Genomic DNA, 15,074 nt, shown 5'->3' with positions numbered 1-15,074 from the left:
CTCCTACGGGGTGTAGTGAGGGATTGGTCTCTGTGGGAGCGGCCTTGTGTCGCTAAAGGGCCGCAACGCGGCCCCGGCGATCATTGCATCAACGCTGAACCTGGGGCTGCTGCGCAGCCCTTTCGCGACACAAGGCCGCTCCCACAGAGGCAGACGTATATCTGCAAGACAGTTACCCACAGCGTCACTGCCGATTCAGGTCGGTACACGATGCGTGTCCACCACCCCCACCTGCCGCAACCGCTCGCTGGCCGGCGCCGGCCGCCCATACAGATAACCCTGGAAATGCGAGCAGCCCTCGGCCATCAACCGCTGCATCTGCTCCGCCGACTCCACCCCCTCGGCGGTGGTCTTGATCATCAAGCTGTTGGACAGCTCGGTAATTGCACGCACGATCGACATCGCCTCGCGGCTTTCGCACATGTCGTGCACGAACGACTTGTCGATCTTGATCCGGTCGAACGGGAACGAGCGCAGGTAGCCCAGCGACGAATACCCGGTGCCGAAATCATCGAGGGAGATCGACACCCCCAGGTCCTTCAGCGCACGCAAGGTGCGCACGTTCTCCTCGCTGTTGCCCAGCAGCACCGACTCGGTGATCTCCAGTTCCAGCCGCGTCGCCGGCAACCCTGAATCAGACAGCGCCAGGGCCACGCTGTGCACCAGCCCGGCGTTCTTGAACTGCACCGCCGAGAGGTTGACCGACACCGTCTGCTCGGTGCCCCAGCTGGCCGCTTCCTGGCAGGCCAGGTTCAGCGCGCGGGCGCCGATCTCGTGGATCAGCCCGGTCTCCTCGGCAATGGGGATGAAGTCCATGGGCATGATCATGCCCCGCGTCGGGTGCTGCCAGCGCAGCAGCGCCTCGTAGCCGGTGACGCTGTTGCTCTGTTGGTCGACCACCGGCTGGTAGTGCAGCTCCAACTGCCCCAAGTGCAGGGCGGTGCGCAGGTCGGTCTCGACCAGCCGGCGCTGGCGCGCGGCGACGTCGAGTTCGACATGGAAGCATTCGAAGCGATTACGCCCGTTGCGCTTGGCTTCGTACAGGGCCATGTCGGCATAGCCGAGCAACTGCTCGGCCTGGTCGTGGTCGTCCGGCGCGGTAGCGACACCGATGCTCACCCCCACGCTGAACTGGTGCCCCTCGATATGAAACGGCGGGCAGATCGCCTCGATCAGGCGTTGGGCGGTAGTGCGCGCGGCCTCGCGGCTGTCGAGGCCGGCCAGCACCACGGCGAACTCGTCGCCGCCCAGCCGGGCCAGGGTGTCGTGCTCGCGCAGCTCGCGGCGCAGGCGCTTGCCCAGGGCGCGCAGGAGCTTGTCGCCGAAGGCGTGGCCCTGGGTGTCGTTGATGTTCTTGAAATTGTCCAGGTCCAGGCACAGGGCGGCGGTCAGCTTGCCGTCGTCCTCGCCGCGCAACAGCGCCTGCTTGAGCCGCTCATGGAACAACGTGCGGTTGGGCAGCCCGGTCAGGGCGTCGTGGTGCGCCATGTGGTGGATCTGGGCATGGGCGGCCAGTTCCTCGGTGGCGTCCTCGGCCACGAACAGCACGTAGTCGCCCTGTCCCGGATTCTGGCAGAGCATGGCACGGCTGCGCAGGGTACGCGGGCCTCTGGCGGTATCGACCCGGGTCTCGGCGGCAAAGCCCTTGGCACTGCGCGCGCCACGGGCCAGGTGCTGTTCGAGGTAGTCGGCCGCCGTGGGCGCCATGCACTCGCCCGGCTGCTTGCCGACCAGGCTCGCACCCTCGCCGCCGAACAGGCGCTCGGCCTGCTGGTTGGCCAGCAGGATCTGTTGGCTGTGCAGGTCCTGGACAATCACGCTGGCGGGAATGTGGGTGATCACCGAATCGAGAAACTGCGACAACTTGGCCATTTCCTGGCTGTACTGCTCGGCGAGTTCCTTCGCTTGCAGCAACTCCTGTTCATGCCGGCGGCGCTCGCTGATGTCGCGGGTGATCTTGGCGAAACCGATCAATTGACCCTGGTCGTCACGCACCGCCTCGATCAGCACATGGGCGTGAAACGCCGAGCCGTCCTTGCGCAGGCGCCAGCCCTGCTCCTCGAAGCGGCCGGTGCTGCGGGCCTGCTCCAGGTTCTTCTCCGGCATTCCCGCGGCCCGTTCATCTTCGCGGTAGAACAGCGAATAGTGCTGGCCGACGATTTCCTCGGCGTGATACCCCTTGGCCCGCTGCGCGCCGGGGTTCCAGTTGGCGACGATGCCTTCGGGGGTGAGCAGGTAGATGGCGTAGTCCACCACGCTCTGGATCAACAGCCGGTACATGACGTCGGGACTTGTGGCTAGCGACATGGGGTTTCCCTGAACCTGCGACGGGCACGAGTGGAGCGCTTCCGGGCCTCTGGCGAACGGAACCGCACAGTGCTGGCATTATGCCGTCCGAGGGAATTTTGTGAAGCCTGTCACAAAATGCAAAGACCTGTCAGTGCCGGCGTGGCGTCACCAGGTAATTGAACAGCTCCGGTTCATCGTCCAGGGCAATTTCCCGCGTGGCGCGCGGCAGATCGGCCAACAGCGCCCGGCAGAATTGCGTCGCCACGGCATCGGCGCCATGCCAGCGCAGCAGCCAGTCGGCATCGCCTTCGCAGAGGAACTGCCGGGCGACCGCGCGGCCGATGCCTAGGCGACGGTACTTTTTGAGGATGAACAGGTCGGCCAGTTCGAAGGCGTCGATGCCTGGCAACTCGCTGCGCTCGACCAGGACGAAGCCGGCGATGAAGCCATCGACCAGCACCAACGTTGCGCTCCAGCCGGGCGATTGCCAGTAACGCTCGAAGTGCGGCTCGTGGATGTAGAAGCGCCCGTCCACTTCCACGTCCTCCTGCTCCCAGTCGGAAGACTCGTAGGCGTAGAACTGGTAGAGGTTGCGCACCAGGTCGGCTTGGTCGGGGCCGGTCTGCAGCAGTTCGAGGGTGGCATCCATGCGGCTGGCTCGCTGGGGGCTTGAGGGAGGCGCGAGTCTACCTGTGCCCTGTGGGTTTTACAGCCAGCACTTTCCGGTGGGGATTGCGTAATGGCGGGCGGGTGCCAGGCGATAACCTTGCAGCGCTCTCGAGATTGGGCGCCGCTCACGCGGCGCATCGCGGATGAATCCGCTCCTACCCGAGACAGACCTGTAGGAGCGGATTCATCCGCGCTGCGCCGCAGGGCGGCGCTCGATCTGACAGGCGCGGCAACTCTCCCGCCAAACACCCTGGCGGAGCAGGCTCAGAGGAAGGTGAACACCTTGTCCACCGGCAGCCGCGACTTGCCCAGCCCGGCATTGAAATCTTCCTCGCTGCGGTAGCCCAGGCTCAGCACCACCACGCTGGTCAGGCCACGCTCGCGCAGGCCCAGCTCGGCGTCCATCGCCTTGGCGTCGAAGCCTTCGATCGGCGTGGCATCCAGACCATAGGCGGCGGCGCCCAGCAGCGCAGTGCCCAGGGCCAGGTAGGTCTGCTTCTCCATCCAGTGCTGCAGGTCCTTGTTGTCGTAGCGATGCAGATTGACATAGAAACGGCGGCTCTGGTCCTGCCCGGCCTTGGCCTCATCGCTACGGAAGCGCCCGTCCTTGGCTTCCTGCTCGAGCAGGCCGTTCAGGTGCGCCTCGGTCATGTCGGTGCGGGCGGCGAACACGATCACGTGGGAGGCGTTGAGGATCTTCGGCGTGTTGTAGGCAAAGCCCACCTCGGTGCTCTTGGCCAGGCGCGCCTTGCCTTCGTCGCTGTCGGCGACCACGAAGTGCCAGGGCTGCGAGTTGACCGAGGACGGGCTGTGGCGCAGTTGCTCGAGCAGCGCGTCGATGGTGGCCTGGGGGATCTTGCGGCTGGCGTCGTAGGCTTTGGTGGTGTAGCGGCGCTTGGCCAGGGCAACGGTGTCCATGGACGGTAATTCCTCGGTGGGATCGTGATTGAGGCGAATCTTATCTTCCCGGCTGCAAAGAAAAAACCGCACAATGCAGCAACACTTTCATCCCTGGAGTGAAAATGCTGCGCATCACCGACCTGGAACTGTTCGCCCGTGCCAGCGCCCTGGGCAGCTTCACCGCCGCCGCCCACGAGGCCGACCTGCTGCCCGGCCAGGTGGCGGCGGCAATCAAGCGCCTGGAGCGCGAGCTGGACGTGCGCCTGTTCGCCCGCACCACTCGTAGCCTGCGCCTGACCGCCGAGGGCGAGCTGTACCTGCCGACCGCCCAGCGCGTGCTCGATGCCCTGCGCCAGGGCCGCGAAGACCTGCACGGCGACCACAGCAGCCTACGCGGCGTGCTGCAGATCGCCGCGCCCTCGGACATGGGCCGCAACCTGCTGCGCCCCTGGCTCAGCGCCTTTCGCCGCGAACACCCGGGCCTGAACCTGCGCTTCTTTCTCTCCGACCAGATGGCCGACTTGTACCGCGACCCGGTGGACGTGGCCATCCGTTACGGCCTCAACGAAGACGCCAACTACATTGCCCTGCCCCTGGCACCCTGGAACCGCCGGGTGGTAGTGGCCTCGCCCGACTACCTGGCGCGCCATGGCCGCCCGCGCACGCCCGAAGCGCTGCAGCAGCACGATTGCCTGCTGTACCTGCAACAGAGCCGGGTCTATGACAAATGGCGCCTGGGCCACAAGATCGTGCATGTGCGCGGGCCGTTGTTCAGCGACGACGCCGACGTAGTCCGGCGCTGGGCGCTGGAGGGCGAAGGCATCGTCTACAAATCATGGCTGGATGTGTTCGCCAACGTCGCCGCTGGCGAGCTGGAGGTTCTGCTCCCTGAGCACCTCGGCGAACTCACCCCCGTGACGCTGGTCTGCCCGCACCGCAAGCAACTGACACCCGCCGTGGCGCAACTGCACCAGTGGCTGCGCGAACGCTTCGCCGCGCTGCGCCCGGAGGACGTGTTGCAGCCACCGGCACCCGGCGTATAGTGCATCCACCCCCGACTGCAAGGAGCTGTCACCGATGCCGAGCCTGGAATTCCTCGTCACTGCCCTGATCATCGTGCTGATCCCCGGCAGCGGCGTCATCCTCACCGTCTCCAGCGCACTGGTGGCCGGGCGCAGGGCCTGCCTGTGGACCGCCCTGGGCTGCACCCTGGGCATCGTCCCGCACCTGCTGGCCTCGGTGCTGGGCCTGTCGGCGCTGCTGCATGCCAGCGCCCTGGCATTCCAGGGGTTGAAGTTCGCGGGGGTCGCCTACCTGCTGTACCTGGCCTACGCCACCTGGCGCGACCGCGCGGCCTTCGCCGTGGACGCAAAGGCCACGCCCGCCTCGGCTGGCCAGCTGGTGCTCAAGGCCTGCCTGCTGAACATCCTCAACCCCAAGCTGACCCTGTTCTTCCTGGCCTTCCTGCCGCAGTTCATCGACCCCCGCGCCGGCTCCGCCACCCTGCAGATGCTTGGGCTGAGCGCCGTGTTCATGGCCATGACCTTCGTGGTGTTCGTGCTCTACGGCCTGCTCGCCCACCTGTTCCGCCGTGCGGTGATCGAGTCGCCCACCGTTCAGGCGTGGTTGCGCCGGGGCTTTGCTGCCTCGTTCGCCGGGCTGGGGATCAACCTGGCGTTTGCCCAGCGCTGAAGGCTGCACAAACGTTTTAAGCAGAGGGGTAGTCCAGCTTGTAGGAGCCGGCTTTGCCGGCGAAGAGGCCCTGTGGTCAACCGAGATACTTCAAGAACCACTCCCGAGCCGCTTCGGCCGCCTGCTGGAAGCACGGCCCGTACGGATCGAAATGCCCACCCGGCAGCAGCACCAGGCGCTTGGGCTCCCCTGCCCGGTTGAATGCCGCCAGCGCAAGGTCGGTGGGCGTGACCGTGTCACGCTCGGCCACCAGCATCAGCAATGGCGTCGGGCTGATGCGCTCGATCGTAAGGCCCGGCTCGTACTCGCTGGCAAGCTCACTCGAACGCTGGGTCACGCGGTTGTCCCAACCGGCCTCCAGCACCCGCGCCGTGTTGTAGAACGCCTCGGCATCAGCCCCTGGGTAGATCCCGGCCTCTCCTGCTTCGGCAATTACCCGGCGATAGCCGATCGGGCCGCCCGCGTGGCGTGCGCCACGGTCCTCGGCGAATCCCTCGCGCAGCTCATGCAGGCGCTCCCCCGCACGGCGCAGAAAGCTCTGGTAGCCACTGATGGTCGGCACCTGGGCCACCACGCAACGCACGCGCCGGTCCCAGGCCGCCAGTTGCAGGGCATGCCCGCCGCTGTAGCTCGACCCCCACACACCGATGCGCAGGGCGTCGAAACGGGGTTGCAGGCAGGCCCAGGTCAGCACTTCGCGCAGGTCATCGAGTTGCTGGCGCGGGTCGATCTCACCGCGCGGCGCGCCACCGCTGTGGCCGAAATTGCGCGGGTCATAGACCAGCACCGCCAGCCCGGCGCCGCCAAAACACTCGGCGAAACGGTCCAGGGCCTGCCCCTTCAGGGCTGCGAAGCCCGGGCTCATCAGCACCAGTGCATGTGGGCCAGCAGACGCGGGCAAGTAAAGCCACGCATCGAGGTGGACACCATTGACGGAAATGGCCAGCGACTCGCGTGTGAATGGGACAGCCATGTGGCGCCTCCTGCTACAGATCAAAGGCTCTGTAGCTTAGGCTGGCACGCATGCCCACGCTGGCGCGCTTCGGTCACGGATGCGCGCGTATCGGCCAGGTTGCGACGAACTCGCTCGGCGCACAGCCCATCAGCCGGCGGAACACCTTGGTGAATGCTGCTGGCGACTCATAGCCCAATGCCAGGGCAATACGACCAACCGGTTCTCCCTGCTCCAGCCGGGCGATGGCAGCGAACACCCGAGCCTGCTGACGCCATTGCTGGAAGGTACAGCCCAGCTCACATTGGAACAGGCGCGCCAGGGTGCGCACCGAGGCCCCCACTTCCCGTCCCCAGTCCTCCAGGCTGCGCCCGTCCGATGGCGTCGCCAGCAACAGGCAACAGAGCTTCTGCAAGCGCGCTTCGCCAGGCATTGGCAAACGCAGCGGCAGGTCATGGGCCCACCGCACCTCATCGACCAGCAGGGTCATCAGGTGCGCCTCGCGGCTGTCGACGGGCGTCTCCAGCCCTACGGGTTGCGCACGCAACAGCAGTTCGCGCAACAACGGCGTGACCAGCAAGCTCTGCGCAGACGCAGGCAAACCCTGGATGCTGGTATGCACATAAAGACTGCGCAAGCTCACCGCACCACGCGCCCGCAGGCTATGCACCAACCCTGCCGGCACCCACAGCCCCTGCTGCGGCGACAGCACCCAGAACCCATGGGCACAGCGCAACTCCATGATGCCCCGGGCGGCGAACACCAATTGCCCGGCATCGTGCCAGTGGCTTTCAAGGCACTGGCCGTCGGCATACTCGCGCCACACCGGGCGGCAGCGCTGGCCCGGGTGCTCGAACACCGGCAGATGGCGGCTCACGCGTGGCGCGCCGTGCCGCCCAAGGCCTCGCGAAAGCGCCGGGCACTGGCCAGCGCCAGCCCCAGCCCCACCAGCGCGACGCCGCCGCCAACCAGGCCGATATCGGCCACGCCCAGCTGGCTGCTGACAATGCTGCCCAGCAGCGCACCACCACCGATACCGATGTTGTAGATGCCGGAGAACAGCGCCATGGCCACATCGGTGGCATCCGAAGCGAGCTTTAGCGTTTTCGACTGCAGCGCCAGGCCGAAGCTCAGGATCGCCACGCCCCACACCATGCTCAGCCCTGCGAACAGGTAGAAGTTGCCCGACAGCGGCAGCAGCAACAGCAGACAGGCCGCCAGGGCAGCGATGGCCATCACCAGGAAACCGTGGGGGAAACGCTCGCTGTAGCGGCTGAACAGCAGCGAGCCGAACACCCCGGCGCCACCGAACAACAGCAACAGCAAGGTGGTGCGCTCGCCACCGATCTGCGCCACATGCAGGGCGAACGGCTCGATGTAGCTGTAAGCGGTGAACTGCGCGGTGATCACCAGCGTCACCAGCAGGTAGGTGATCACCAGGGCCGGGCGCTTGAACAGGATCGGCAGGCTGCGCAGGGAGCCGGAGTTCTGGCTCGGCAGCAACGGCAGCGACTTCATCAGGCAGAGCATGGTCGCCAGCGCCACCCCGGCGATGCACAGGAAGGTGATGCGCCAGCCCAGCGCCTCGCCCACCACGCGGCCCAGCGGGATGCCCATGACCATCGCCAGGGTGGTGCCGGTGGCCAGCAGCCCCAGCGCCTTGGCCTGTTGCCCGGGCGGCGCAACCCGCACCGCCAGCGACGCGGTGATGGCCCAGAACACGGCATGGGCCAGGGCGATACCGATACGGCTGACCAGCAGCATGGCGAAGCTCTGCGACAGCCACGACATCAGGTGGCTGAGGATGAATACCACGAACACGAACAGCAGCAGGCGGCGGCGTTCGATGTTGCGGGTCATCAGCATCATCGGCAACGACGCCAGCGCTACGACCCAGGCATAGATGGTCAGCATCAGGCCGACCTGGGCGGTGGTCATGTCGAAGCTGCGGCCGATGTCGCTGAGCAGCGCCACCGGCACGAACTCGGTGGTGTTGAAGATGAACGCCGCCAACGCCAGGGCGACGACGCTCAGCCAGCTGCCGTTGCCGGCGGTGGGGGGCAGGTTCGAGGGAACGGGGCCATTCATGTGATGAAGTCTTTACTCCGCGGACAAGGCAAGGGAACGCACGCCGGCCACCTGGCACTCAGGCGCTGACGCACGTTTTGTTATTGGAAGGATGCCGGCATGGTACGCATCCCGCCTGGCCCTCACAACCACGGGCGTGGACGGAGTACCATGCGCGCATTCGTGCACCCTTTTGTGGCACGCACCCGGTCAGCCTCGCGGAACAAGGAGTTCGATCCGACCATGGACAAGCAACACCCCCAGCAGCAGTGGCGCAAAGCCGTAGTCACCTATGCCGAAGCGGTCAACGCTTATGTGGCACAGGGCCGTGCGCAAGGCTGGGACACGCTCGACGCCCCCCTGGAACCCGACACCGCGCACCTGCTCGACGCCTGGCGTTGTGCCTTGCAGGCGATCAACCGGCCCGGCACGGACGCGCAGCAGCGCGCGCTATTCCGTGAGGCCTGGCCGCCAGCGCACCTGCCGCTGCTGCCTTTACTGGAAAAGCAGGCCCAAGGCATCGGCCACTTGCTGATGCTCGACGACGGCAGTCTGCTGGTGCGGGTCGGCCGGCCCTGGGACCGGGGCCAGGTGCTGCATATCGATGGCTACACCATCACGCCGGTGATCGGCGTCGAACACTTCGGCCGTTGCCCACAGCGACGCTACTACGCCCTGGCCAACAGCGAGGGCGTGCGCGTCAGCGATGGCTGGGGTGGCCCCCTGGTTGCGCGGCTGGCGTGGCCCCATGGGCTGGAAGGGCTACCCAAGGGTTACCCGTTCGACCCACTCGATATGCCACCGACGCCAACCGCGCTACTCCCCTTCCCCGACGGCAAGCGCGTGTTGCTGGTCAGCAGCGACGGTATCTTTCTCCTGGCGGCCCAGGGGGCGACCCGCCTGTTGCCACGGGAAAGCGAGATCCTCGAGGCGCTGCGCAACGGCACCGACCCGGATGACGTTCCCCTGATGCTGGAAATGGAGCACGCCGCGCTGTCGCCGGATGGCCGGCTGATCGCACTCGGCGAGCAGTGTGGCCGCCACCTGGTGCTCGACGGGCAACTGCGCCAACTTGCCGAAGTCAGCCCAGGCGACGAGTCTCCCCATTTCGCCTTGTTCAACCATCGGGGCGACCAGTTGATGCTCAATGCCTGCCGCTGCTGTCACGGCACGACCGTCGGCGTGCGCGTAGCGGACCTGCCGAGCCTGGGCACCGACGTCCACAAAGAAGCACCACTGCTGCAGCAAGGCGCACCGCTGCATGCCGGTGTCGCCCGTGACGGTGAATACATCGTCGGTGACGCTCAAGGCTATCTGCGCGCCTTCGGCGAAGACGGCCAAGAGCACTGGCAGCACTACCTTGGTTCGACCATCAGCGCCATGGACATCAGCCAGGACGGTCGCACCCTGGTGGCGGCCAGCGAGGCTGGCTTCATTTCGCTCATCGCCCTGGACCAGGGTCGCCCCGTCTGGCAGATCGGCACCGGCGAGCATGGGGAAGTCCGCCGCTGGCTGTGCTGGAAAGGCTTCGACAAGCCCATGGCCTGGTAACGGCCGCTACCTGACATGACAAGCGTCAGAACAGCCCGACCAAGGTCTATGGTAAAGTCACGCCCTTTTTTCAAAACCGAGACCGTGCTGCACATGACCCCCGTTCTTCGCCTGATCAACCGCACCGGCCTGGTGACGCAGATCTGCATCGGCCTGCTGGCCGGCATCGCCCTCGCCTTGTTCGCCCCGGCCGTGGCCCGCGACCTGGCGTTCCTCGGCAAGGTGTTCGTCACCGCGCTGAAGGCCGTGGCGCCGGTGCTGGTGTTCATCCTGGTGATGGCTTCGATCGCCAACCACCGCCACGGCCAGGAAACCCACATCCGCCCGATCCTCTGGCTCTACCTGCTGGGTACCTTCGCCGCAGCAGTGGTGGCCGTGGCCGCCAGCATGCTGTTCCCATCGAGCCTGGTGCTGAGCACCAGCGAAGCATCGCTCAGCGCGCCGGGCGGTATCGGCGAGGTGCTGCAGAACCTGCTGCTCAGCGCGGTGGACAACCCGATCAACGCGCTGCTCAACGCCAACTTCATCGGCATCCTGACCTGGGCCATCGGCCTGGGCGTGGCCCTGCGCCATGCCAACGACACCACCCGCGGCGTGGTCGAGGACCTGTCCAACGGCGTCACCCTGATCGTGCGCGTGGTGATCCGCTTCGCCCCGCTGGGCATCTTCGGCCTGGTCAGCGCCACCCTGGCGCAGTCGGGCCTCGACGCGCTGCTGGGCTACCTGCACCTGCTGGCCGTGCTGATCGGCTGCATGCTGTTCGTGGCGCTGGTGATGAACCCGCTGATCGTGTTCTGGAAGATCCGCCGCAACCCGTACCCGCTGGTGCTGATGTGCCTGCGTGAAAGCGGCATCACCGCGTTCTTCACCCGCAGCTCGGCGGCCAACATCCCGGTCAACCTGGCGCTGTCGCAGAAGCTCGGCCTGCACGAAGACACCTACTCGGTATCGATCCCGCTGGGCGCGACCATCAACATGGCCGGCGCGGCGATCACCATCACCGTGCTGACCCTGGCCGCCGTGCACACGCTCGGCATCCCGGTCGACCTGCCCACCGCCGTGCTGCTCAGCGTGGTCGCGGCCATCTGCGCCTGCGGCGCGTCCGGCGTGGCCGGCGGTTCGCTGCTGCTGATCCCGCTGGCGTGCAGCCTGTTCGGCATCCCCAGCGAGATTGCCATGCAGGTGGTGGCAGTCGGCTTCATCATCGGTGTGCTGCAGGACTCGGCCGAGACCGCGTTGAACTCCTCCACCGATGTGCTGTTCACCGCGGCCGCCTGCCAGGCCATGGAGCAACGTAGCGCCTGACCGGGCCCTTTCGCCGGCAAGCGGGCTCCTCCACGCCCCAGCAGGAGCCCGCTTGCCGGTGAACCGATTGCTTAAGCCTGACGGTTTACCTAGGCTAGTGGCCTTTTCCTCGCAATGAGACAGGGCCATGTCAGAACACCAAACCACCGGCGAAGGCCGCTTCAGCAACATCGAGATCCGCGTGCTCGGCTCGCTGATCGAGAAGCAGGCCACCAGCCCGGAAACCTACCCCCTGACCCTCAATGCCCTGGTCCTGGCCTGCAACCAGAAGACCAGCCGCGAACCTGTGATGAACCTCTCCCCCGGCCAGGTCGGCCAGGCGTTGCGCGCGCTCGAGGGCCAGGAGATGGCCCGCCTGCAGATGGGCAGCCGCGCCGACCGCTGGGAGCAGCGGGTCGACAAGGCCCTGGAACTGGTGCCGGCGCAACTGGTGCTGATGGGGCTGATGTTTCTGCGCGGCCCGCAAACCCTCAGCGAACTGTTGACCCGCAGCAACCGCCTGCATGACTTCGAGGATGTCGACCAGGTCCAGCACCAGTTGGAGCGCTTGATCTCCCGTGGCCTGGCCCTGCACCTGCCGCGTCAGGCCGGGCAGCGCGAGGACCGCTATACCCACGCCCTGGGCGATCCGGCGCAGATCGAGGAGATCCTTGCCGCGCGCCAGCAGGAAGGTGGCGCGCGCAGTGCTGGCGCAAATGTGTCGGAAGAACGCATCGAAGCGCTGGAAGCGCGTATCGCCGCGCTGGAGGCGCGTCTGGCCCAGTTGGAGGGCTGATTCAGGGCTGCTCCGCTTCCGGGAAATTGCGGCAACTCTTGCGCTCGGCCAGCTCCTTTTCACTGGGGCGCTGGTCGACGAACACGGTGCGGCCGTCGGCGTAGATTTCCAGGTAGCCCCAGTGCAGGTCCTGCTCTTGCTGCCCGGGCTGGGGCGGCACGAGCCACCAGGGTTCGCGGCTGATTGGCTTCATGGGAGAGGTTCCTGAGGTGAACTGAGGTTAAGCGTAGACCTGCCGCTTCCATTCAGGCTGCACTGACCTGCTCACTGTAGGAGCGGCTTCAGCCGCGATCACCCGCGAAGCGGGTGCTGGACACCGCGTTGCCTGTATCGCGGCTAAAGCCGCTACACCAACGAAAACGCCGCCCTTTCTCGCGAAGGGGCGGCGTTTCTCTAACCGGCAACCAGACTCAGGCAGGCGCCGAGGTGCGGATCAGGTGATCGAACGCCGCCAGCGAGGCCTTGGCGCCCTCGCCCACCGCGATGACGATCTGCTTGTACGGTACGGTGGTCACATCACCTGCCGCGAACACGCCCGGGATACTGGTCGCGCCCCTGGCATCGACGATGATCTCGCCACGCGGCGACAGCTCGACGGTACCCTTGAGCCAGTCGGTGTTCGGCAGCAAGCCAATCTGCACGAAGATCCCTTCCAGCGCCAGATCATGCAGCGCATCAGTGGTGCGATCCTTGTAGCGCAGCCCGGTAACCTTCTCGCCATTGCCGACCACTTCGGTGGTCAACGCACTGGTGATCACCGTGACGTTCGGCAAACTGTGCAGCTTGCGTTGCAGCACGGCATCGGCGCGCAACTGGCTGTCGAACTCGATCAGGGTCACCTGGGCGACGATACCCGCCAGGTCGATGGCCGCTTCCACACCGGAGTTGCCGCCGCCGATCACCGCCACACGCTTGCCCTTGAACAGCGGGCCGTCACAGTGCGGGCAGTAGGCCACGCCACGGGCGCGGTATTCCTGCTCGCCCGGCACGTTCATTTCGCGCCAGCGGGCGCCAGTGGCCAGAATCACGGTCTTGGCCTTGAGCGAGGCGCCGCCGGCCAGGCGTACTTCGTGCAGGCCGCCGTCGGTGGCCGGGATCAGCGCTTCGCCGCGCTGCAGGTTCATGATGTCGACATCGTACTGCTTGACGTGCTCCTCCAGGGCCGTGGCCAGCTTCGGCCCCTCGGTTTCCTGCACCGAGATGAAGTTCTCGATGGCCAGGGTGTCGAGCACCTGGCCACCGAAGCGCTCGGCGGCAACGCCGGTGCGAATACCTTTGCGCGCGGCGTAGATCGCCGCCGCGGCACCTGCGGGCCCACCGCCGACCACCAGCACATCGAAAGCATCCTTGGCATTGATCTTCTCGGCCTGGCGGGCACCGGCGCTGGTGTCGATCTTGCCGAGGATCTCTTCCAGGCCCATGCGGCCCTGGCCGAACACTTCGCCGTTCAGGTAGATGCTCGGCACCGCCATGACCTTGCGGGCTTCGACTTCATCCTGGAACAGCGCGCCGTCGATGGCCACATGGCGCACGTTGGGGTTGAGCACCGCCATCAGGTTCAGCGCCTGGACCACGTCCGGGCAGTTCTGGCACGACAGCGAGAAGTAGGTTTCGAAGGTGAACTCACCTTGCAACCCCTGGATCTGCTCGATCACTTCGGCGCTGGCCTTGGACGGGTGGCCGCCGACTTGCAGCAGCGCCAGTACCAGGGAGGTGAATTCGTGGCCCATGGGGATGCCGGCGAAACGCAGGCTGATATCGCTCCCCGGGCGGTTCAGCGAGAACGAAGGACGACGGGCGTCGGTGCCATCCGCGCTGAAGGTAATGAGTTTCGACAGGCCGGCGATTTCCACCAGCAGGTCGTGCAATTCGCGGGACTTCGCGCCGTCGTCGAGGGAGGCAACGATCTCGATCGGCTGGGTGACCCGCTCCAGGTAGGTTTTCAGTTGCGATTTAAGCGTGGCGTCCAACATACGGGCGATTCCTTTTTCAATACTCGGATACAAAAACGCCCAGGCGAGGTCGCCCGGGCGCTTTTACGGGGCGGTAGGTACTTCAGCTTTGGCGGCTGTCTACCGCCCGCGGGGTGCGCATCGGCTTAGATCTTGCCGACCAGGTCCAGCGACGGTGCCAGAGTGGCTTCGCCTTCTTTCCACTTGGCCGGGCAGACTTCGCCTGGGTGAGCGGCAACGTACTGGGCGGCCTTCACTTTGCGCAGCAGTTCGCTGGCGTCACGGCCAACACCACCGTCGTTGATTTCGACGATCTTGATCTGGCCTTCCGGGTTGATCACGAAGGTACCGCGATCGGCCAGGCCGGCTTCTTCGATCAGCACGTCGAAGTTGCGGGAGATGACGTGGGTCGGGTCACCGATCAGCGGGTACTTGATCTTGCCGATGGTGTCCGAGGTGTCGTGCCAGGCTTTGTGGGTGAAGTGGGTGTCGGTGGACACGCCGTAGATTTCCACGCCCAGCTTCTGGAACTCGGCGTAGTTGTCGGCCAGGTCGCCCAGTTCAGTCGGGCAGACGAAGGTGAAGTCGGCTGGGTAGAAGAACACGACGGACCACTTGCCTTTCAGGTCGGCTTCGCTGACCTGGACGAACTCGCCGTTGTGGTAGGCGGTGGCGTTGAACGGTTTGACCTGACTGTTGATGATAGGCATGAGAGACGCTCCTTCATGGGGTTGGAATCAGTTGACGGAGAGAATCCTAACCGCTGGTCCTGAAGAAGGCTCATTGGCAAAGCTCATGCTGGCAATTGGTTTTGGCTATAAGCGAGGTTTATTAATAGAAGGGATTGGGCTGAGCAAAGGATTGCGCCGCCCGTGCTGGCCTCTTCGCGGGTAAACCCGCTCCCACAGGGGTATGCATGGAA

14 protein-coding genes are annotated in these 15,074 nt (G+C 65.7%); 5 read left to right on the top strand and 9 right to left on the bottom strand.

Features of this window, described 5'->3' with window-relative positions; translation table 11 throughout:
- Positions 1-195: 195 nt before the first annotated feature.
- The 3 genes from JYG34_RS11020 to nfsB form a co-directional block, all read right to left on the bottom strand.
- A complete protein-coding gene (locus JYG34_RS11020; RefSeq protein ID WP_213660707.1) occupies positions 196-2,307 on the bottom strand; it encodes a sensor domain-containing protein in 2,112 nt (703 codons plus the stop codon).
- A 130-nt stretch (positions 2,308-2,437) separates the two neighbouring features.
- Positions 2,438-2,938, bottom strand: a complete 501-nt coding sequence (locus tag JYG34_RS11015; protein WP_213660706.1) for a GNAT family N-acetyltransferase — start codon at positions 2,936-2,938, stop codon at positions 2,438-2,440.
- Positions 2,939-3,222: 284 nt separating this feature from the next.
- A complete protein-coding gene (nfsB, locus tag JYG34_RS11010; RefSeq protein ID WP_213660705.1) occupies positions 3,223-3,876 on the bottom strand; it encodes an oxygen-insensitive NAD(P)H nitroreductase in 654 nt (217 codons plus the stop codon).
- 104 nt (positions 3,877-3,980) lie between these two features.
- On the opposite strand from nfsB, the gene JYG34_RS11005 reads away from it, so the two are divergent.
- Both JYG34_RS11005 and JYG34_RS11000 read left to right on the top strand, forming a co-directional pair.
- A complete protein-coding gene (locus JYG34_RS11005) occupies positions 3,981-4,901 on the top strand; it encodes a LysR family transcriptional regulator (protein WP_213660704.1) in 921 nt (306 codons plus the stop codon).
- Between the two features lie 34 nt (positions 4,902-4,935).
- Positions 4,936-5,550 (top strand): LysE family translocator, encoded by a 615-nt coding sequence (locus JYG34_RS11000; RefSeq protein ID WP_213660703.1) that lies wholly within the window; start codon positions 4,936-4,938, stop codon positions 5,548-5,550.
- A gap of 76 nt (positions 5,551-5,626) precedes the next feature.
- On the opposite strand, the gene JYG34_RS10995 is transcribed toward JYG34_RS11000, so the two are convergent.
- The 3 genes from JYG34_RS10995 to JYG34_RS10985 form a co-directional block, all read right to left on the bottom strand.
- The gene (locus JYG34_RS10995) at positions 5,627-6,523 is read right to left on the bottom strand and encodes an alpha/beta hydrolase (protein ID WP_213660702.1); all 897 of its coding nucleotides are present in this window, start codon (positions 6,521-6,523) and stop codon (positions 5,627-5,629) included.
- 73 nt (positions 6,524-6,596) lie between these two features.
- Complete coding sequence (locus tag JYG34_RS10990; protein ID WP_213660701.1) at positions 6,597-7,379, bottom strand: AraC family transcriptional regulator; 783 nt, start codon at positions 7,377-7,379, stop codon at positions 6,597-6,599.
- On the bottom strand, positions 7,376-8,590 hold the full coding sequence (locus JYG34_RS10985) for a sugar transporter (protein ID WP_213660700.1): 1,215 nt from the start codon (positions 8,588-8,590) through the stop codon (positions 7,376-7,378). The genes JYG34_RS10990 and JYG34_RS10985 overlap by 4 nt, the downstream gene beginning before the upstream one ends.
- A gap of 222 nt (positions 8,591-8,812) precedes the next feature.
- On the opposite strand from JYG34_RS10985, the gene JYG34_RS10980 reads away from it, so the two are divergent.
- From JYG34_RS10980 to JYG34_RS10970, 3 genes are all read left to right on the top strand, one after another.
- Entirely contained in the window at positions 8,813-10,120 is a 1,308-nt protein-coding gene (locus JYG34_RS10980) for a hypothetical protein (RefSeq protein ID WP_213660699.1), read from the top strand.
- Positions 10,121-10,213: 93 nt separating this feature from the next.
- On the top strand, positions 10,214-11,425 hold the full coding sequence (sstT, locus tag JYG34_RS10975; protein WP_213660698.1) for a serine/threonine transporter SstT: 1,212 nt from the start codon (positions 10,214-10,216) through the stop codon (positions 11,423-11,425).
- A gap of 127 nt (positions 11,426-11,552) precedes the next feature.
- Positions 11,553-12,200: a YceH family protein gene (locus JYG34_RS10970; protein ID WP_213660697.1), complete on the top strand. Its 648-nt coding sequence runs from the start codon at positions 11,553-11,555 to the stop codon at positions 12,198-12,200.
- A 1-nt stretch (position 12,201) separates the two neighbouring features.
- On the opposite strand, the gene JYG34_RS10965 is transcribed toward JYG34_RS10970, so the two are convergent.
- From JYG34_RS10965 to ahpC, 3 genes are all read right to left on the bottom strand, one after another.
- On the bottom strand, positions 12,202-12,393 hold the full coding sequence (locus JYG34_RS10965) for a hypothetical protein (protein ID WP_213660696.1): 192 nt from the start codon (positions 12,391-12,393) through the stop codon (positions 12,202-12,204).
- A 217-nt stretch (positions 12,394-12,610) separates the two neighbouring features.
- Complete coding sequence (ahpF, locus tag JYG34_RS10960; RefSeq protein ID WP_213660695.1) at positions 12,611-14,173, bottom strand: alkyl hydroperoxide reductase subunit F; 1,563 nt, start codon at positions 14,171-14,173, stop codon at positions 12,611-12,613.
- Between the two features lie 125 nt (positions 14,174-14,298).
- Entirely contained in the window at positions 14,299-14,862 is a 564-nt protein-coding gene (ahpC, locus tag JYG34_RS10955) for an alkyl hydroperoxide reductase subunit C (RefSeq protein WP_011533509.1), read from the bottom strand.
- Positions 14,863-15,074 lie beyond the last annotated feature (212 nt).

The sequence above is a fragment of the Pseudomonas entomophila genome, from assembly GCF_018417595.1.
Taxonomy (GTDB): Bacteria; Pseudomonadota; Gammaproteobacteria; order Pseudomonadales; family Pseudomonadaceae; genus Aquipseudomonas; species Aquipseudomonas entomophila_C.
Note: the sequence above shows the minus strand (reverse complement) of the source record. Positions and strands in the feature narration are given on the sequence as shown.